This is a genomic window from Klebsiella sp. BIGb0407, from assembly GCF_024807845.1.
GTDB lineage: Bacteria > Pseudomonadota > Gammaproteobacteria > Enterobacterales > Enterobacteriaceae > JGM124.
The window spans coordinates 418,873-438,691 of sequence record NZ_JANUEQ010000003.1 but is presented as its reverse complement, the minus strand read 5'-3'; the positions used below and the strand labels follow the sequence as shown (position 1 = coordinate 438,691).

17 protein-coding genes are annotated in these 19,819 nt (G+C 49.9%); 5 read left to right on the top strand and 12 right to left on the bottom strand.

Going from position 1 to position 19,819, the window contains the following annotated elements:
- Positions 1 to 44 precede the first annotated feature (44 nt).
- Both M2387_RS12055 and tesA read right to left on the bottom strand, forming a co-directional pair.
- The gene (locus M2387_RS12055) at positions 45 to 854 is read right to left on the bottom strand and encodes an SDR family oxidoreductase (RefSeq protein ID WP_259049540.1); all 810 of its coding nucleotides are present in this window, start codon (positions 852 to 854) and stop codon (positions 45 to 47) included.
- An 84-nt stretch (positions 855 to 938) separates the two neighbouring features.
- Positions 939 to 1,559, bottom strand: coding sequence for a multifunctional acyl-CoA thioesterase I/protease I/lysophospholipase L1 (tesA, locus tag M2387_RS12050; protein WP_259049868.1), 621 nt, complete (start codon positions 1,557 to 1,559; stop codon positions 939 to 941).
- Here tesA and ybbA point away from each other — a divergent pair.
- Both ybbA and ybbP read left to right on the top strand, forming a co-directional pair.
- Positions 1,530 to 2,216: a putative ABC transporter ATP-binding protein YbbA gene (ybbA, locus tag M2387_RS12045; protein ID WP_259049539.1), complete on the top strand. Its 687-nt coding sequence runs from the start codon at positions 1,530 to 1,532 to the stop codon at positions 2,214 to 2,216. The genes tesA and ybbA overlap by 30 nt on opposite strands.
- Positions 2,213 to 4,627, top strand: a complete 2,415-nt coding sequence (gene ybbP, locus M2387_RS12040; protein WP_259049537.1) for a putative ABC transporter permease subunit YbbP — start codon at positions 2,213 to 2,215, stop codon at positions 4,625 to 4,627. The genes ybbA and ybbP overlap by 4 nt, the downstream gene beginning before the upstream one ends.
- A gap of 196 nt (positions 4,628 to 4,823) precedes the next feature.
- Here ybbP and purK read toward each other — a convergent pair whose 3' ends face one another.
- The 4 genes from purK to ppiB form a co-directional block, all read right to left on the bottom strand.
- Positions 4,824 to 5,894 (bottom strand): 5-(carboxyamino)imidazole ribonucleotide synthase, encoded by a 1,071-nt coding sequence (gene purK / locus M2387_RS12035; RefSeq protein ID WP_259049536.1) that lies wholly within the window; start codon positions 5,892 to 5,894, stop codon positions 4,824 to 4,826.
- Positions 5,891 to 6,400 (bottom strand): 5-(carboxyamino)imidazole ribonucleotide mutase, encoded by a 510-nt coding sequence (gene purE / locus M2387_RS12030; protein ID WP_259049535.1) that lies wholly within the window; start codon positions 6,398 to 6,400, stop codon positions 5,891 to 5,893. The genes purK and purE overlap by 4 nt, the downstream gene beginning before the upstream one ends.
- Before the next feature lie 137 nt (positions 6,401 to 6,537).
- Complete coding sequence (gene lpxH, locus M2387_RS12025) at positions 6,538 to 7,260, bottom strand: UDP-2,3-diacylglucosamine diphosphatase (protein ID WP_259049533.1); 723 nt, start codon at positions 7,258 to 7,260, stop codon at positions 6,538 to 6,540.
- Positions 7,260 to 7,754: a peptidylprolyl isomerase B gene (ppiB, locus tag M2387_RS12020; RefSeq protein ID WP_259049531.1), complete on the bottom strand. Its 495-nt coding sequence runs from the start codon at positions 7,752 to 7,754 to the stop codon at positions 7,260 to 7,262. Before ppiB ends, lpxH begins: the two co-directional genes overlap by 1 nt.
- A 175-nt stretch (positions 7,755 to 7,929) precedes the next feature.
- Here ppiB and cysS point away from each other — a divergent pair, with 175 nt between their 5' ends.
- Complete coding sequence (gene cysS, locus M2387_RS12015) at positions 7,930 to 9,315, top strand: cysteine--tRNA ligase (RefSeq protein WP_259049530.1); 1,386 nt, start codon at positions 7,930 to 7,932, stop codon at positions 9,313 to 9,315.
- 125 nt (positions 9,316 to 9,440) lie between these two features.
- On the opposite strand, the gene ahpF is transcribed toward cysS, so the two are convergent.
- From ahpF to M2387_RS12000, 3 genes are all read right to left on the bottom strand, one after another.
- The gene (ahpF, locus tag M2387_RS12010; RefSeq protein ID WP_259049528.1) at positions 9,441 to 11,021 is read right to left on the bottom strand and encodes an alkyl hydroperoxide reductase subunit F; all 1,581 of its coding nucleotides are present in this window, start codon (positions 11,019 to 11,021) and stop codon (positions 9,441 to 9,443) included.
- A 161-nt stretch (positions 11,022 to 11,182) separates the two neighbouring features.
- On the bottom strand, positions 11,183 to 11,746 hold the full coding sequence (gene ahpC, locus M2387_RS12005; protein ID WP_259049527.1) for an alkyl hydroperoxide reductase subunit C: 564 nt from the start codon (positions 11,744 to 11,746) through the stop codon (positions 11,183 to 11,185).
- A 352-nt stretch (positions 11,747 to 12,098) separates the two neighbouring features.
- Positions 12,099 to 12,452, bottom strand: a complete 354-nt coding sequence (locus M2387_RS12000) for a hypothetical protein (RefSeq protein WP_259049526.1) — start codon at positions 12,450 to 12,452, stop codon at positions 12,099 to 12,101.
- Positions 12,453 to 12,799: 347 nt separating this feature from the next.
- Between M2387_RS12000 and opgB the strand changes: the two genes are divergently transcribed.
- The gene (gene opgB / locus M2387_RS11995) at positions 12,800 to 15,085 is read left to right on the top strand and encodes a phosphatidylglycerol--membrane-oligosaccharide glycerophosphotransferase (RefSeq protein ID WP_259049865.1); all 2,286 of its coding nucleotides are present in this window, start codon (positions 12,800 to 12,802) and stop codon (positions 15,083 to 15,085) included.
- An 85-nt stretch (positions 15,086 to 15,170) separates the two neighbouring features.
- Here opgB and arsC read toward each other — a convergent pair whose 3' ends face one another.
- Both arsC and bepA read right to left on the bottom strand, forming a co-directional pair.
- On the bottom strand, positions 15,171 to 15,533 hold the full coding sequence (arsC, locus tag M2387_RS11990; RefSeq protein ID WP_259049524.1) for an arsenate reductase (glutaredoxin): 363 nt from the start codon (positions 15,531 to 15,533) through the stop codon (positions 15,171 to 15,173).
- Between the two features lie 10 nt (positions 15,534 to 15,543).
- On the bottom strand, positions 15,544 to 17,007 hold the full coding sequence (gene bepA / locus M2387_RS11985) for a beta-barrel assembly-enhancing protease (protein ID WP_259049521.1): 1,464 nt from the start codon (positions 17,005 to 17,007) through the stop codon (positions 15,544 to 15,546).
- Between the two features lie 239 nt (positions 17,008 to 17,246).
- Here bepA and M2387_RS11980 point away from each other — a divergent pair, with 239 nt between their 5' ends.
- Entirely contained in the window at positions 17,247 to 18,326 is a 1,080-nt protein-coding gene (locus tag M2387_RS11980) for an AI-2E family transporter (RefSeq protein ID WP_259049519.1), read from the top strand.
- 69 nt (positions 18,327 to 18,395) lie between these two features.
- Here M2387_RS11980 and dhaM read toward each other — a convergent pair whose 3' ends face one another.
- On the bottom strand, positions 18,396 to 19,817 hold the full coding sequence (gene dhaM / locus M2387_RS11975; RefSeq protein ID WP_259049517.1) for a dihydroxyacetone kinase phosphoryl donor subunit DhaM: 1,422 nt from the start codon (positions 19,815 to 19,817) through the stop codon (positions 18,396 to 18,398).
- Positions 19,818 to 19,819 lie beyond the last annotated feature (2 nt).

Below are 19,819 nucleotides of genomic sequence, written 5' to 3'. Positions count from 1 at the left end.
TCAGTATTTAGGGTATTAATGGGGGCGAGTGCAGGGTCTTCAACTCATCCGCGTAAAATTTTATCCATCAGACAGGCTGGTAACAGGCGACGCAGCCAGCTTAAGGCATGAGCTACTAGTGTCACCGGGTAACGTAGCTTCGCTTTCGGGCTGGAAAACGCGTGGCAGACCTTATCGGCAACCGCATCCGGGCCCAGCGTAAAGCGGGCAGCAATACCGGGGTTATGAACCGGTTTATCCGCCTGGGTCTGGTTAACGTTAGCGGTAAAATGGGTACTGATCGGGCCGGGTTCAATCAGGCTGACCTGAATACCTGAGTGGTGCAGTTCCATACGAAGCGTATCGGACCAGGCTTCCAGCGCATATTTACTGGCAGCATAAGCCCCGCGCCCTGGAGTCGCCACTAAGCCCATCACCGAACTGGTCATGACAATACGCCCCTCGCGGTGCGGTAGCATGGCCGGTAATAACAGCATCGTCAGCTGGTGGAGACCAAAAAGGTTGGTCGAAAATTGCTGCTGAAACTGTTCCCGACTCAGCGTCATTAACGGGCCATAGACGCCATATCCGGCGTTATTAAACAGGCCGTATAACTGGTTATCGGTCAGAGAAACGACCTGTTCTGCTGCCTGTTGGATGCTCTGTTCCGAGTCCAGGTCCAGCAGAATACCGGTAAATCCTGCCTGATTCATCCGCTCAACATCTTCCGGCTTGCGGCAGGCCGCGAGCACTCGGAATCCTTCTGTTTTCAGTCGCCCGGCGCAGGCCAAGCCAATACCGCTTGAACAACCGGTAATTAAAATAGATTTTTGCATAACTTTACCAGAAGTATGCCCCGTTAATGTATTAGTCATGGTTAACTATTCCGTCCTGGTTTCGCAGATATCTGAATCGATTTTACTGCCAGACCAGAGTGAATGTGGTTTTCAGTCAGTAGGTTATTTACTGAGTAAAGGAGTCAGCTCTTTTGCCATCAAGTCGGTGATAAAAGGCTGTGCTTCAGCGGTTGGGTGGATGCCATCATCCTGCATCCATCCGGGTTTCAGATAGACCTGCTCCATAAAGAACGGCAGCAACGGAAGGGCATTTTTTTGAGCCAGTTGCGGATAAATAGCGCTAAAGGCTTCATTGTAACGACGGCCATAGTTAGCAGGCAGTCTGATTTGCATCAGCAATGGCTTTGCCCCGGCAGCTTTTACCTGAGTGATTATCTGCTGCAAGGTAGCTTCGACAGTTTGCGGAGGAAAACCGCGCAGGCCATCGTTACCGCCAAGCTCAATCAGAACCCAATCCGGTTTATGTTGTTCCAGCAGGGCAGGCAGGCGAGAAAGCCCTTGTGCCACGGTATCACCACTGATACTTGCGTTCACAACCTGGATATTTTTCTGCGACCATTGCTTATTGAGCAGAGCAGGCCAGGCGCTATTTGCCGCCATGCGGTAACCGGCACTCAAACTGTCACCCAAAACTAACAAGGTGTCAGCAGCAGCGACACGAAATGTCATCAAGGTCAGAAACAGGAAGGGCAAATGCCAGCGGAATACAGTGTTGAAGTTCATCATCTTAGCAAGTCCGTAGGTCAAGGGGAGCATGAGCTGTCCATCCTTACCGGAGTTGAGCTACTTGTCAAACCGGCACAAACGATTGCCCTGATCGGTGAGTCCGGATCGGGTAAATCTACATTGCTGGCGATCCTTGCCGGTCTCGATGATGGTACAGCCGGTGAAGTCTTCCTGCTGGGCGAGCCGTTACATAAAATGGATGAGGAACAGCGCGCGGCTCTGCGCGCGCGTAATGTCGGGTTTGTTTTCCAGTCCTTTATGCTGGTTCCAACGCTGAGCGCGCTGGAAAACGTCGAATTACCGGCGTTATTACGCGGTGAAAACGATGCCGCCAGCCGTGCCCAGGCGAAAGCCTTGCTGGAAGAATTAGGTCTCGGTAAACGCCTGCATCACCTGCCAGCCCAGTTATCGGGCGGAGAGCAGCAGCGAGTGGCTCTGGCTCGTGCGTTTAATGGCCGCCCTGGCGTACTCTTTGCCGATGAACCCACTGGAAACCTCGACAGACAAACGGGCGACCGTATTGCCGATCTGCTGTTTTCCTTGAATCGCGATAACGCGACCACTCTGATTCTGGTTACCCATGATGAACACCTTGCGGCGCGCTGTGACCGACGTTTGCGTGTCCGTGACGGTAAGTTGTGGGAGGAAGCATGATTGTACGTTGGTTCTGGCGTGAGTGGCGCTCACCAGCGCTACTTATTGTCTGGCTAGCCTTGAGCCTTGCCGTCGCTTGCGTGCTCGCACTGGGTAGTATCAGCGATCGTATGGAGCAAGGTCTGACCCAGCAAAGCCGTGACTTTATGGCGGGTGACCGGGTTCTGCGTAGCCCGAAAGCGGTCCCTGATGAATGGCTGAATGAAGCGACCAAAGCCGGTTTGACTGTCGGAAAACAGCTGATTTTTGCGACTATGACTTTTGCCGGTGATACGCCACAGCTGGCTGATGTTAAAGCCGTTGATGAAACCTACCCAATCTATGGCAACTTGAACACTCAACCACCCGGACTGAAAGCGGAACCCGGTACGGTACTGCTGGCCCCACGCTTAATGTCTCTGCTGAATTTAAAAGCCGGTGACAGTATTGATGTGGGTGACGCGAAACTACGTATTATCGGCGAAGTGCTGCAAGAACCTGATGCCGGGTTTAACCCGTTTCAGTTAGCCCCGCGTCTGATGATGAATATCGCGGACGTAGAGCAAACGGGTGCGGTGCAACCGGGAAGCCGTATTTCCTGGCGCTATAAGTTTGCCGGCACGCCGGAACAATTACAGCAATATGAGAACTTTTTACTGCCTGTATTACAGCCTGAACAGCGCTGGGTTGGCATGGAGCAGGACGAAGGTGCTCTGGGCAAATCGCTGCAACGTGCCCAGCAATTCTTATTACTTTCTGCACTGCTGACGCTGTTACTGGCGATTGCTGCCGTGGCGGTGGCGATGAGCCATTACTGTCGTAGCCGTTATGACCTGGTCGCGATTTTAAAAACGCTCGGTGCGGGTAGGGTGGCTCTGGCTAAACTGATTATCGGTCAGTGGTTTATGGTCCTGCTGCTTTCTGCCATTACCGGCAGCCTTATCGGCCTGGTATTTGAATCCTTACTGATGCAGATGTTAAGGCCGGTACTGCCTAATGACCTGCCTGCCGCCAGCTTCTGGCCATGGATATGGGCGATGGGGTCGATGGTCGGTATTTCATTCCTGGTCGGTATTCGTCCGTATCGTTTATTACTGGCGACTCAGCCATTACGTGTCCTGCGTCAGGATGCGGTGGCTAACCTCTGGCCGCTGAAAATCTATTTGCCGGTGATGGCGGGCATCGTTGTCGTCCTGCTGGCAATATTAATGGGCGGCAATACTCTGCTGTGGGCGGTTCTCGCAGGCATGTTAGTGCTGGCGGTACTGGCGGGCGGCGTCGGTTTTGCGGTACTGAAGTTACTGAGAGTGCTGACGGTTAAGCATCTTGCTCTGCGACTGGCAATCAACCGTTTATTAAGACAGCCCTGGGTGACGCTCAGCCAACTGGCGGCCTTCTCATTATCCTTTATGTTGCTGGCCTTGCTGCTGGTGCTGCGGGGCGATCTGTTGGATCGCTGGCAGCAGCAACTGCCCGAAGAAAGCCCGAATTACTTCCTGATCAATATTGCCCCCGAGCAGGCGGAACCGGTGAAAACCTTCCTGACCAGCCACGGTGTCACGGCGGAGAATTTCTATCCGATTGTTCGGGTACGTATGACGGAAATTAACGGCAAGTCGACGGAAGGTAATCCGGATGAAGCTCTGAACCGTGAGTTAAACCTCACCTGGCAGAGCCATAAACCGGAGCATAATCCGATAACCAGCGGTTACTGGCCGCCGAAAGCGGGTGAAACCTCGATGGATGAGGCAGTGGCTGCCCGGCTGAATATCAAGCTGGGGGATACGCTGACCTTTATGGGGGATACCCAGCCGTTTTCTGCCAAAGTTACCAGCCTGCGTAAAGTCGACTGGGAAAGTATGCGACCGAATTTCTACTTTATTTTCCCGCCGGGCGCGCTGGAAAATCAGCCGCAAAGCTTACTGACCAGCTTCCGCTGGCAAGGGGATAATAGCTTGCTGACCCAGTTAAACCGTGAGTTTCCGACTATCGGTCTGCTGGATATCGGCGCGATTATTAAACAAGTCGGTCAAGTACTGGAACAAGTGAGTCGGGCGCTGGAGTTAATGGTAGTGCTGGTCACCGCTTGCGGTCTGTTGTTATTGCTGGCTCAAGTGCAGGTCGGTATGCGTCAGCGCCATCAGGAGCTGGTGGTCTACCGTACCCTTGGCGCGGGCAAGAAACTGCTGCGAGTCACACTCTGGTGGGAATTTGCCTTGTTAGGCCTGGTATCAGGGCTGGTTGCGGCGATGGGCGCTGAAACTGCCCTGGGGTTGCTACAAACCAAGGTATTTGACTTCCCGTGGCAGCCGGACTGGCGACTGTGGGTTATCTTACCGGTAACCGGTGCCATCCTGCTCTCGCTCTGCGGCAGCTGGCTGGGCTTACGATTACTGAAAGGTAAGGCGTTGTTCCGCCGCTTTGTCGCCTGACAGATATCGCTTTGAATAAATGCCCGGATCAGTATGGTCCGGGCATTTTTTTGTCTCTGGTAAACACTCACTGATTTTGAATAGGTCTTTCGAAAGAAAGTTAGCAGAAAGGAGGATGAATAACAGGATTACAGGAGAAGTTAAGGGAAAAGAAAAACGAGTTCATTTCTTTCCCCTTATGACTACAGTTCAGTCGTTATTTAGCAAGCTTACCTTGCGCCCAGGCAATACCGCTGGCATATTCTGGTGGCAGCAGTGGAACCAGTGCTTCAAGTGAAGCGCTCAGTCGTGAGGTGTCCGAGTCGTTCAGGTTAAGGTGTCCGACTTTGCGGCCTGCATGGACAGTTTTGTCATACCAGTGCAGGTGAACCAGCGGCAGTTTCAGCCAGTCATAATTTACGTCGGTGCCGATCAGATTGATCATCACTGACGGAGCATTCACCACCGGTTTTGACAGGGGCAAGTCAAGGATCGCACGTAAATGCAGCTCAAACTGGCTGATTGAGGCGCCGTTTTGCGTCCAGTGGCCGCTGTTATGTACTCTTGGTGCCAGCTCATTAATCAGCAGTCCTGCCGGAGTGATAAAACACTCCATGGCCATTACGCCGACATAATTCAGCTCATCCATAATCGCGCTAAGCATCGCTTCAGCCTGATCCTGATGCTCACGATTAGCATGAGGGAAGACAACGCTTGTGCGTAAAATGCCTTCCTGATGCAAATTATGGGTCAGCGGATAAAATACCGTTGTGCCGTCATGTGCCCTGGCACCGACCAGCGAAACCTCGCCAGAGAAATTGATCCCTTGCTCAACAATACACTCGCCGTAACATTCAGCGGGTAACTGCGCGGTTTCATCACTGCGTAAACGCCACTGACCGCGACCGTCATAACCTCCAGTGCGACGTTTTACTATCGCCAGAGAACCGAGCGTATTGAATACGCCAGCCCACTGCTCAGCACTGGACAGTAACTGCCACGGAGCTGTCGCCAGACCCAGTCGGTCAAATAACTGCTTTTGTGTCAGGCGATCGGCAATAATCGGAAAAACATCACGGTTTACAAAAGCGTTATGCAGCGCCAGTTCACGCGTTAGCGCCGTTTCCGGCCAGCGTTCAATCTCAGCGGTAATGACACTTTGTGCAAAAGGGACGGCTTCAGGTTCCGCATCCAGGCCAACCGGATAGACCGCGATACCCAGAGGCTCACCCGCCTGACGCAGCATACGTCCCAGCTGGCCGTTACCTAAGACGCAGACCGGTTTCATGCCTCACCCCGTGGATCCGGGTTATCAAGGACTTCATCAGTCTGGCTTTGACGCCATTCTACCAGGCGCTGGTGCAGGGCTTTATCATGCAGCGCGAGAATTTGGGCTGCGAATAAGGCTGCGTTGGCAGCACCCGCTTTACCAATCGCCAGCGTACCGACCGGAATACCGCGTGGCATCTGGACAATAGAGTAGAGACTGTCTACGCCGCTCAGGGCCGCGCTTTGTACGGGCACACCCAATACCGGAACCAGCGTTTTAGCCGCCAGCATGCCCGGAAGATGTGCAGCCCCGCCAGCGCCCGCGATAATCGCCTGATAGCCGTTAGCTTCAGCTTGTTCAGCAAAGCTAAACAGTTTATCGGGGGTGCGATGCGCGGAGACGACTTCGACATGATGAGGAATGTTCAGGGCGGTGAGGATTTCAGCGGCAAACTGCATGGTTGCCCAGTCACTTTTTGAACCCATAACAATGGCGATAGATGCCGGGGTATGCTCAGAAGACATGCGTCTCAAAACTCCTGTGGGTGTGCAGACATCACCGAACGCGGCGCATTCGGTCACAAGGGTTGAGAGAATAGCACGAACATTACGGAAGGAAAACGGTTGCGCGGAGCTTAAAAGGGCAAAAACAACGATTTCAGTTAAAAAGGAAATGAAATCAATTCGACGTTTTCCGGGGTGACTTTAATCATCGACCCTTCATGATGCCAGGCCCCTAATACACAGCGAAAGGCCGGTTGCTGGCGGGCTACCAGTTCATGGATTTCCGGACGATGAGTATGGCCGTGAATTAACCACTGAGCCTGATGTTCGGTCAGCGTATCCACCACTGCCTGCTGATTCACATCCATAATCGTCAGCGATTTACTGCTATTGGCGGCTTTACTACTGGCACGCATTTTTGCCGCAATACGGCGGCGGAAAAAGAGTGGTAGTGCCAGAAAAAGGATTTGCAGCCAGGGCTTATGGACTTTTTTCCGAAAGGCCAGATAACCGGTATCATCGGTACAGAGAGTATCACCGTGCATAATCAGCATCTTGCGGCCATAAAGATTAACCACTTGCAGCTCGGGCAGCAGGATCATTCCACTTGCCTTCGCAAAGCGTTTGCCTATCAGGAAATCACGATTCCCATGAATGAAGTAGCAGGGGACACCGGAGTCCACCAGGGTTTTAATTGACGCCGCGATTTGCAGATGAAGAGGTGTGGTATCGTCATCGCCAATCCAGCTTTCAAACAGATCGCCTAAAATATAGAGCGCATCTGCATTGACGGCCTGGTGGGTCAGAAAATGAAGAAAACCGGCGGTGATCGCCGGTTCCTCATCACACAGATGTAAATCTGCAATGAACAGAGTTGGCATTATTCGCTAACAGTTACGCTTTGAACAATGACATCTTCTTTAGGCACGTCCTGGTGCATGCCGCTACGGCCGGTTGCAACGCCTTTGATTTTATCAACCACATCCAGGCCTTCCACGACTTCGGCAAAGACGCAATAGCCCCAGCCTTGCATGCTTTCGCTGCTGAAGTTCAGGAAGTCGTTATCAGCTACGTTGATAAAGAACTGTGAGCTGGCAGAATGTGGAGCCTGAGTACGGGCCATGGCCAGCGTACCGCGGGTGTTTTTCAGGCCGTTATTTGCTTCGTTCTGAATAGTTTCTTTGGTTGCTTTCTGATTCATGCCAGGCTCAAAACCGCCGCCTTGAATCATAAAGCCGTTAATCACACGGTGGAAAATGGTGTTGCTGTAATAACCTTCGCGACAGTAGTCGAGGAAGTTTTTAACTGTAATTGGCGCTTTATCATCAAAAGTTTTAATAACAATATCGCCGTGATTAGTGTGAAAAGTAACCATTTTTGTATCCTATAAGTGTCAGTGGATATCTCGGCAAACCGTGCCGTTTTATCAAGGTGTTTTTATAACATAACTCTTACCGTCGCGTCAGTAATGCAAAGCAAGCTGCTTCGCGCTAAAATCCCTCGATTAGATAAGCGATTGCCTTTTCCACACACAGACATGGAATCTCCTGATGTTAAAAATTTTTAATACCCTGACTCGCCAAAAAGAGGAATTTAAGCCTATTCATGCTGGAAAAGTCGGCATGTACGTGTGTGGTATCACGGTTTACGATCTCTGTCATATTGGACACGGACGCACTTTTATTTCCTTCGATGTGGTTGCTCGCTACTTACGCTATCGGGGTTACGAGCTGACTTACGTACGAAATATTACCGACATCGACGACAAAATTATCAAACGCGCGCAGGAAAATGGCGAAGATTTCGTCGCCCTTGTCGATCGTATGGTGGTTGAAATGCACAAGGATTTCGATGCCCTGAATATTTTGCGCCCTGATAGCGAACCACGGGCAACTAACCATATTCCGGAAATTATCGAAATCGTTGAGCAGCTTCTGGAGCGCGGACACGCCTATGTTGCCGACAACGGTGATGTGCTGTTCTCGGTGGCAAGCGATCCTAATTACGGCGCACTGTCGCGTCAGGATCTCGACCAGCTCCAGGCGGGAGCGCGTGTTGATGTGGTTGATGCCAAGCGTAACCCGATGGACTTCGTTCTGTGGAAAATGTCAAAACCTGGTGAACCTAACTGGCCATCTCCTTGGGGAGCCGGGCGCCCGGGCTGGCATATTGAATGTTCGGCGATGAACTGCAAGCAATTGGGTAACCATTTTGATTTACACGGCGGGGGTTCTGACCTGATTTTCCCTCATCATGAAAATGAAATGGCCCAGTCAACCTGTGCCCATAGCGGTAGTTACGTCAACACCTGGATGCACTCCGGAATGGTGATGGTTGACCGTGAAAAAATGTCCAAATCACTGGGTAATTTTTTCACCGTACGCGATGTACTGAAGTATTACGATGCTGAAACCGTGCGTTACTTCCTGATCTCCGGGCACTATCGCAGTCAGTTAAACTACTGTGAAGAGAACCTGCAGCAGGCACGCGCTTCTCTTGAGCGTCTGTATATCGCCTTGCGCGGTACCGATGCAAGCGTTGAGGCCGCGGGCGGTGAAGCTTATGTTGCACGCTTCTGTGAGGCGATGGACGATGACTTCAATACTCCAGAAGCCTATGCGGTACTGTTTGATATGGCGCGTGAAATTAACCGCCTGAAAAGTGAAAACCCGCAGGCGGCAAACGGCCTGGCATCAGCATTACGTTCCCTGGCGGGCGTACTGGGCTTGCTGGAGCAAGACCCGGAGCAGTTCCTGCAAAGCAGCGCGCAGGCTGATGACGGTGAAGTTGCAGAGATAGAAGGTTTAATCAAGCAACGTAATGAAGCCCGTGCGACTAAAAACTGGGCACAGGCGGACCAGGCGCGCGATCGTTTGAATGAGCTGGGTATTGTGCTGGAAGATGGTGCTGAAGGGACTATCTGGCGCCGTAAATAAAAATACCCGTCATACTTCAAGTTACCTGAGCGCAGTCAACACCCAGGTAACTTGAATCATTACCTGCTTTACACAGTAAAAAAGCGGCAATTAAGCCGCTTTTTTTACGCTACAAGTTCAGGATTTTATGCCGCATTGGCAACGGCGACCGGGGTTCTAATTAAGTAATCAAATGCACTCAGAGAAGCTTTTGCCCCTTCACCTGTGGCAATAATTATCTGCTTGTAAGGCACAGTGGTGCAGTCACCTGCAGCGAAGATACCTTTGACGCTGGTTTCACCTTTGGTATCAATCACAATTTCACCCATGCGATTGCGTTCCACGACGCCGTCCAGCCACTGGGTATTAGGCAGCAGGCCTATCTGCACAAAGATGCCCGACAGCGCGATATCATAATGATTACCGCTGACTCTATCCTGATACTGCAAACCCGTCACTTTACTGCCATCCCCTTTGACTTCCTGGGTTTGAGCATTAAGGATAATATCGACATTCTTCAGGCTACGGACTTTGTTCTGTAATACCTTATCGGCTTTCATCTCCGGGGCAAATTCCAGCACGGTGACATGTTCCACCAGGCCTGCAAGATCTATCGCCGCCTCGATACCTGAGTTACCACCGCCGATAACCGCGACACGTTTGCCTTTAAATAACGGGCCATCACAGTGCGGGCAATAGGTGACTCCTTTGGTACGGTACTGTTCTTCACCCGGGACATTCATATTTCGCCATTTTGCTCCGGTTGCGATAATAATCGAACGGGCTTTCAGTGTGGCCCCTGAGGCGGTGACGAGCTGATGGAGTCCACCTTCCTCACTTGCCGGAATCAAGGTGCTGGCACTTTCACTGTCGATGACATCAATGTCATACTCATCTACATGTACTTTCAGTGCTGAAGCGAATTTCTGGCCTTCTGTTTTGGCAACAGAGATATAGTTTTCGATATCGACGGTATCCAGTACCTGGCCACCGAATCGTTCACCCATCAGACCGGTACGAATACCTTTACGCGCGGCATAAATTGCAGCAGCAGCGCCAGCAGGACCACTACCGACAATAAAGACTTCGTAAGGTGCGCGAGCATTCAGTGCTTCGGCTTTACGTTTTTCGGCTCCGGTATCAATTTTACTGACGATTTCTTCGAGCGTCATACGTCCCTGACCGAAATCTTTACCATTCAGGAGTACGGCAGGGACCCCCATGATATTTCGCTCCTGGATCTCATTCTGGAAAACGCCGCCATCAATTGCTGTATGTGTAATGTGCGGGTTGAGGATGCTCATCAAATTCAGCGCCTGCACCACATCGGGGCAGTTATGGCAGGTCAGGGAATAATAGGTTTCAAAGTGAAAATCACCCTCGATAGCCTGAATTTGTTCCAGAACTTCAACCGAAGCCTTGGAAGGGTGTCCACCCATCTGTAACAGAGCCAGCACCAGAGAAGTAAATTCATGGCCGAGCGGTGAGCCGGCGAAGCGTGGCCCCTGGTTTGAACCCGGGTTTGTGATTAAAAATGAAGGTTTACGCACCGGCAGGGTGTTATCAACAGACAAGGAAACCTTGTCGGATAGCTCTGCTATTTCAGTCAGTAGCTGGTTCACTTCGGATGATTTAGCGCTGTCATCCAGAGTGGCAATTAATTCGACCGGTTTGGTCAGTTTTTCAAGGTAGACCTTGAGCTGGTTTTTCATTGTTGTATCGAGCATAAAAGGTCCCCTTATTACCTGAAAAAATCGGCTTATCACAGCCGATAAAGAGAAGAGAAATAACAAACATTATTTTGTCGCTGGCAGGACAGTGCCAGCAATTTGGTGATGGGTTTTATCGACTGTCGTGACAGCCGATAAACGCATCAGAAGGTGAAATATTAGATTTTACCGACCAGGTCGAGAGAAGGAGCCAGAGTCGCATCGCCTTCTTTCCATTTTGCCGGGCAGACTTCACCCGGATGGCTGGCAACATACTGTGCGGCTTTAACTTTACGCAGCAGGTCTGATGCATCACGGCCAATACCTTCTGCGGTGACTTCGATAGCCTGGATAATGCCTTGCGGGTCTACGATAAAGGTACCACGGTCTGCCAGACCTTGTTCTTCACGCATATTTTCAAAGTTACGGGTCAGGGCACCCGTTGGGTCACCAATCATGGCGTAGTCAATCTTGGCGATAGTCTCAGAACTACCATGCCAGGCTTTGTGGGTGAAATGGGTATCGGTTGAAACAGAATAGATATCAACACCCAGTTTCTGGAACTCTTCATAATGGTCAGCAACATCACCCAATTCAGTCGGGCAAACAAAAGTGAAGTCAGCAGGGTAGAAGAAGAACACGCTCCAGCGACCTTCGACATCTTTCTCAGTCACTTCGATGAACTCACCTTTTTTGAAGGCGCTATTTTTAAAAGGTTTGATTTTGGTATTAATTAAAGACATCTGTATATCCTCTCCGTTTGCGATGGGAGAAAGATACCTTGATTGTTAAATTGGCTCTAATGGGTTAGCCGTATCGAATTGATAGGCAAATACCCGTCATACTTCAAGTTGCCTGTGCGTTGGCTGCATTCGTCACCCGAATCACTTACCCTTGTAAGCTCATCGTGATCCTCGCCCTGGCGGGCCAACGCTCTGCATTGTTCAAAACGTAAAGGTTTGTCATGCAACTCGAACTATTTAGAGTATTATCCGGTCATACATCGATTTGCCCGGGGCTGCGTTCAGCCCGCGAATCACAGCATTGTCTATGCTCATCGACGGGCTGAGCTTGGCTCATATCTGTTTATTGTGGTTAACCAGCAGCCAGTTCATACCCTGTGAATTCAAAGGTGTCACCGTGCTTAACAGAAATAATCGCGTCGCCGTTAGCCACTGTCGATATTTTTATAGCTGAATTATTGATCAGCGGATGACCGTTGTTTGATGCGGTTCCTTTTACATTCTTCACACTTAACAGAAGACTGATGCCAGCAACTTTGGCCTTGGTTTTAATGACAAGTTCGCCGTCTTGACTATCTGAAGCAACTAATTTGAGTATGTTCCCCTCAAAATAAGTTGATTGAAATGGAAAATCGGTGCTTTTTTCCAGGCTGTAGTCGCTGAGTTGCTTACCTGCCGAAAAATCATAATGGATATTTTCAAACATAATTTTCTCTCCTTGATTTGGGAATACGTCTCATCCCATGAATAAAAAAAGTCACTGCATTTCTATGGCCCTTAAAGTGTATAAAAGATCGGTTCGGAATTGATTCAGATTTCGCCTTTACGGCATGGCTCGGCATTTTTAATCATTGTTGGTTTGAGAGCCGGGCTGTTCTGGGGAAAAAGCCTCATGGCAGAATTATTATTAAGGAAAAACGCTTAGAGAACTGCAATGTTTTAGTGGTGATACGCAAATTTATGTCATGTAAATTGCAGCGAGATGGCAACGGGGTTAAATTAGCGCCCGGTTATGACACAGCGCCTGGTTGCGCGATTTTTGAGGGACTGGCGTTGTTGGAATTACTTTCAATTTTTCTCTTTTGTGCCGCGATTGCACTCTATTCGCTAAAAGCTGGGAGAAACATCTGGTGGTTTGCTGCTATTTTACTGATTTCCTGTCTGTTTATTGTTCTTAACATCACTTTTATCGCCAGTGATTACTTTACCGGTGAAGGGATCAATGATGCTGTTCTCTATACCCTGACCAGCAGTATGACAGGGGCGGGCGTTGGCAAGTATATCTTACCCGGGCTGGGTATTGCTGTTGGCCTGATTGCGATTATCGCAGCACTGACCTGGATTTTACGCCGCAGAAACCAGCCCAGCCATGCGGGCTATAGTTTGTCGGCTTTAGTACTGGCTTTACTTTCCATTAATACTGCACCGGCTTTTCAGCAAGTTAAGTCGTTGGTTACTTCGCAGAAACCGCATGACAACTCTGATTTTTCAGACTATTACCAGATACCACAGAAAACCATTAAAGATCCCAAACTGAATCTGGTTTATATCTATGCCGAGAGTCTTGAACGTACCTATTTTGATGACAATCTGTTTCCCGATCTGACGCCTGAATTAAACGCAGTGAAAGGTTCCGGGATTGATTTTAGCCACACCGGCCAGTTACCTGGAATGGACTATACCATTGCCGGTATGGTGGCTTCACAATGCGGTATTCCGTTATTTGCCCCGTTTGAAGGTAACTCATCGGCATCTATGTCGAGTTTTTTCCCTAAAAATATCTGCCTTGGCGATATTCTCAAAGCTTCGGGCTATAAAAACTACTTTATTCAGGGCGCAGACCTACGCTTTGCAGGAAAAGATATCTTTCTCTCTTCCCATGGTTTCGATTATACCTACGGTGCGCAGGAGCTTAAAAATATCGTTGAAGATCAGTCTTATCGTAATAACTGGGGCTTCTACGATGATACGGTTCTGAATGAGGTCTATGAGAAATTTATTGAGCTATCGAAGAAAGGGGAGCGTTTCTCTTTATTCACGCTCACCGTTGATACCCATCATCCGGATGGCTTCATTTCTCAAAGCTGTAAGCGTCAGAGTTACAGTTACGAGGGGAAAAAGAATACCAGCTTTGGTGCCGTAGCCTGTAGTCAGGAGCATATTGCGAAGCTTATCGAAAAAATTAAAGCCTCTCCCTATTTTGACCAAACGTTGATTGTGGTTTCCTCCGATCACCTGGCAATGAACAATAGTGCCTATAAATATCTCACTCCACAGGACAGAAATAACCTGTTTTTTGTCCTCCCCGGAAATGCGCCTGAGGCTGAGATAAAGACGATGAAACGTAATCCTATGGATAACGGGGCAACGGTACTGGATCTCTTGGGTGGGGGTAATGCGATTGGTTTGGGCAGAAGCAGCTTCTCTGCGGAGTCTCTCTCTTTTATCTTCCTTAACCTGAAAGATAAAATCATGGAGTGGAAGCCTGACGTTATTGATTTGTGGAACTTCCCGAAAACGATTTCTGAGTTTACCGTTGACCAGGAGCACAACACATTTAGTTATTCTGGAGCGCATTTCCGCTTACCGATGCTGCTGAAAGTCGGCAAAGATAAAATTGAGCCATTGCCGGAGAGCGAGTATTCCGCACCGCTTCGCTATCAGCTGGCTGCTTTTAAAGGCGATGACAAATTTATCTGGGTGGATAAGTGCTTTAAGATGGCCCGTCTTTGGGATCCTGAACTTGCACTGTCTACCGAGCTGTGCGCCGCTCAGGGTCAGCTTGACGGGCAGCCAATCGTAAGTCTGCTGCCCGGGCCACAAGATACCCGCCCCGTTGTCTGGGAGCCGGGACCTGGCGATAGCCAGCGTTTTAAGCAAAACGTTGAGCGACTAAAAATTGAAGAAAATGATATTCGCTATCAGGCTCCAGGCTTTATCTTTAATATTCCTGGTGCACCGGACACTATTGCAAAATTCAATGGAATTTCACGTCCTGAGTCATGGGGACGCTGGTCGAATGCGAATCTGGCACCGGAGGTTACCATTGAGTATCGTGAGCCGCTTCCGGAGCAGTTTACCCTGAAGATGAAGGCGAAAGCTTTCGGTCAGAATATTAACGAGCCGGTACGGGTTAAAGTCGGAAACGAAGAACACAGTATTATTCTTGGAGACCAAATCTCTGAGGTGACGCTGCATATGAGTAATCCGCAAGGCAGCAACCTGTTAACGATAATACCGCCAGCCCCACAACTGTCTAATGAAGGGAATATTCTTGGACACGATCCGCGTAAATTAGGGGTAGGAATCGAGAGTATTGATATCGAGCCGGGTACCTGAGCCTGACGGCAGTACTCTATAGCGATAAAAAAACAGGGAGGCGATAGCGCTTCCCTGTTTTTTTATGCTTGCGGTAACCGGTTGGTTAGTTATTCAGAATTTCCAGAACCTGCTCAGGCGGGCGACCAATACGCGCTTTACCCTGTGCCACGGCAATAGGACGTTCAATCAGAATCGGATTCTCTATCATCGCCTGAATCAGGGCTTCCTGAGATAATTGCGGATTATCAAGTTGCAGTGAACTATAAACCGCCTCTTTACGACGCATTAGCTCACGTGCGTCGCTAAAACCGAGCATATCGAGTAATGACGTGATAGTTGCTGCATCCGGAGGTGTCTCCAGATAGCGTATTACTGCGGGCGTAACGCCTGAATCTTGCAACAATTTAAGTGTTTCACGGCTCTTGGAACAGCGCGGATTATGATAAAGAGTGACGATAGCAGTCATAAAGGCTCCATTACATCTTGGTATAAGGTTTAAAACGTTGCTGTAACTGGCGCAATTGATCGATACGTGCGTCATAACGTGCTTGCTGCAGGCTGCCCAGTTTAACCTGGCGACTGGCTCCACTGAGCATAGTAATGGCTTGATCCAATTGACCATTAATCGCCAGTAATTCAGCACGAGCCGCCAGCTCCTGATCGCGATGGCCTAAAGATGCCTGAGCCTGGGCGAGAAGATCCCAGCCATTCGGATCGTTTGGATTAGCAAAGGTATAGCGGTTAAGAATGATGACCGCTTCAGCCGGCTGTGAGTTTTCAACATAGGCATTGGCAAGGTTAATTTGCAGTACCGGATTATTTTTTAAGCCGGGAGCATTTTTCAGCCGATTAACCGCTTCAGCAGTTTTATGCTGACCTATGTCGATATCGGTTGCCATGTCGAGAAACCAGGGGTTAGCAGGCTGAGCGGTTAACAGGGGTTGCAGCAGGCTACGCGCTTCGTCCCACTTCTTGTCGTTCATTGCCTGAAGCGCCTTTCCGTATCGGGCGGCGTTCTGCTCGCGAATATTGCCTTTTGACCAGCTATTGAGTAGTTCGTCCGTCAATTGGTTACGGCCGGTATTGTACATTCCCAGTACACGTGCTTTTGCTAAGTAAAAATTCTCTGAAGACTGTACAACCACAGAACGCATCTGATTGGCACGGTTGCGGGCATCAGAGAGACGGCTTTCCGGCAGGGGGTGAGTTAACAGCATTTCAGGCGGACGCGTGGAATAGCGCGACTGATCGAGTAATTTTTCAAAAAAGTTCGGCATTGCCTGAGGATCAAAACCTGCACGTTGCAATACTTGCAGCCCGATTCGGTCTGCCTCCTGCTCATTTTGCTGGGTAAAGCTGATCATGCTTTGCTGAGTACCCGCCATGGTGCCTGATAGTGCCGCCATACCCGCTTGCGGACTCGCCATAGCTAGCAGGATAGAGCCCAGCGCACCGACCCAAGTCAGAGGGGCCTTTTTTTGCTGATCCTCCATCGCACGCGCCAGATGGCGCTGGGTAACGTGGGATATTTCGTGTGCCAGCACCGAAGCCAGCTGGCTTTCGTTATCGGCGTAACGGAATAACGCGGAATGAAGCACGACATTACCGCCAAAGAAGGCAAAGGCGTTGATATCGTCGTTATTAATTAAATAGAACTGAAACGGAGTCTTGACCGAGTCGGCATGGCTGACCAGGCGAGTTCCCAGCTGATTAATGTACTGATTCAGTAAGGGGTCATTAATTAATGGTGCACTTCCGCGCAGCTGGCGAACGTAGTAGTCCCCCATTTGCATTTCCTGGCCAATAGACAGAGTACTTCCCGCACTCGTGCCGATATCGGGCAGTTGATCGTTAAAATCAGCGGCTGTAGCAGGCAGGCTTCCAGCCAGAGACGCGAACATAAGCGCGGTAATCAGTTTCTTTTTCAACGGCCTGATCATAACAGCTGTCCTGTAGAGTCGGAGTCCAGTTTTGACATACCAATTCGGAAATAAGTTCGCATATCTGCTATCTACTTTAGCCCTTGGTTGTGGGTAAGTCACTGCCTGAACGCAGAGAGAATATGGAATAAACCACTTATTCAAGTGGTTACTACATTATAAGACACATTAAAAAGCAAAGTCTTTTCCATTCCAATTGGTTACAATTCATCTCCGCCAAAAAGACTCAGGAAGTTTGTATGCTAGGTATGTTGTTACAGTGGTATCGCCGTCGTTTCAGTGATCCAGAGGCGATTGCGCTGCTGGTTATTCTGGTGGTGGGGTTTGGCATACTGTTTTTCTTTCATAACCTGCTGGCTCCGCTATTGGTCGCGCTTGTTATGGCTTATTTGCTTGAGTGGCCAACTGCAAGACTGGAAAGACTGGGCTGCTCACGCACCTGGTCGGCCAGTATTATGCTGATTTTTTCTGTGGGTATTCTTCTGCTATTAACCCTGGTCGTAGCGCCGATTGCCTGGCAGCAGGGTATTTATCTGATCCGCGATTTGCCTACGATGTTGAATCATCTGACTGACTTTGCCGCGACCTTGCCAAAACGTTACCCGGCATTGGTTGATGTGGGCATTTTTGACGCTATGACTGAAAATATGCGTTCCAGGCTGACCGGCGTCGGCGATCAGGTGGTGAAGTTTTCTCTGGCGTCGCTGGTTGGTCTACTGACCCTGGCCATTTATCTGATTCTGGTCCCGCTGATGGTATTTTTTCTGCTTAAAGATAAAGAGCAGATGCTCAACGCGGTGCGACGTGTTTTACCCCGTAACCGCACCTTAGCCGGGCGTGTCTGGGTGGAGATGAATCAGCAAATCACCAATTATATTCGCGGTAAAGTGCTGGAAATGGTGGTTGTCGGTGTAGCGACTTATCTCGGCTTTATTGTTTTTGGTCTGAATTATTCATTACTGCTGGCGGTGCTGGTGGGTTTATCTGTATTGATACCCTATATCGGGGCCTTTGTCGTGACCATTCCGGTGGTCTTTGTGGCACTATTCCAGTTTGGTCACGGGCCAGAATTCTGGACCTTATTTGCGGTCTATCTGGTTATTCAGGCCCTGGATGGCAACGTGCTGGTTCCGGTCTTATTCTCTGAAGCCGTTAACCTTCACCCTTTAGTCATTATTTTATCCGTAGTAATTTTTGGTGGGTTCTGGGGCTTCTGGGGCGTATTTTTTGCCATCCCGCTTGCGACACTGGTCAAAGCGGTGGTCTATGCCTGGCCGGATGATGACATTGTAGATGAAGAGAACGTCACGTCATCCTGAGAAGAAGATGTCATATTCCCCCGGAGACTTGCTCCGGAGGAATATCAGAAATAGCACAATTGAAACTGATTACTGAGAACGGGTGGGGACGTTATCCAGCGTCAGGAACTCACCATTGCGTAAGCCGTGGAGCGCATCGCCTTGCTGGCTGAGATAAAGGATCCCTGCTTCTCTGGCAATAATCGCGCTATGAGATAACGCGCTCCCTTTTTTCAGGATAATCCCGGCCACTTTACGGGCATCCAGCTGAACCACCAGCGAAGGATAGATATCATCGGCAACAAGGATGGTCTGGTGCTGTAATATCGGAAAGACATCCGTCATCTGTTTCAGATGGCAAAGGGTACGGTGCAAAATATCCTCGATATCGATGTAACGGGCCTGCAGATAGGCATCATCCAGTTTTTGATACTCATTACTCAGCTCGGTCATAATCTGTGACCAGGCCCATTCAGCGCTGTACTGGTCAGTTCGTATCAGTTCGCAGGCACTGTCGAACAATTCCTTATCGTCCAGCAGCAGATGATGTCCGGAGAAGATAGCCGCAATATCGGTGGAATACTTTTCACCGGCGAGCTGGGTCAGACGGTTAATATCGCCAAGCGTCTGATTAATGGCTTTTCGCAGGCGTCTGGATTCATTATCCGACTGAGAGCTGACCGATTTTTCCAGGGCAAAATCCACCGGAGCGTACTGTAACACCTGGCCACGGATGTTCGTTTTTCCCTCAGCGGGTGTTTTTTGATATGCCTCGCCGATATGTTCACCAAAGTTCTCTTCTGCCAGAGCCCGAAACGCCGTTAATGCTTCTGTTGCCTGGGCGCCTGACGCGATAAGCCGAAGTTTGTCGTGGCGGCGAACCTGCAAGAGAGCAATCTGATTAATGCTGTCAGGTTTGATGCATTTACCGTCTTTTTCTAATAGCAGATGGGCATCAAACCCTGCCAGGGCATCAATCAAACGCGCTGCCGGGCGAACATGCAAACCGTTAGGGTTGTGGATAACAACGGTGATTGATTGAGCATCAGTATCTTCCCGGTGAGCCAGCTCCGGGGTTTGTATCACATCTTCCTGTGCGGGTAGCCCCAGTTGGATGCGTTTTGCCAGCAGGGCATTTTGTGCATCCATCATCACTTTTTCAATACCGGCTCCGCTAGCCGCGCTGACGGTGGCAGCCAGTGTACCTTCCACCAGAGGGGCAGCACACAGACGCACTTTCTGCGCGATAGCAGGGTCAAGCAAGTCTAGTGCCGTCTCGGCACTGAGCAAAGCGCTCCCCATATCCATCATCACCAGGATATGGTCTGTATCTGATACTGACTCAATCGCTTCCATCACTTTGATGGGGTCGGTACCAATAGGATTTTCGGGATCGTCTATCCCGGCGGCGATGGCCAGCCGACAGCCATCCCCCCTCAACATTTGCCGGGCTAATTCCCCGACTCCCTGGCCCAAAAGGGCACTATGAGAAACAATTACCAGATTCACCATCG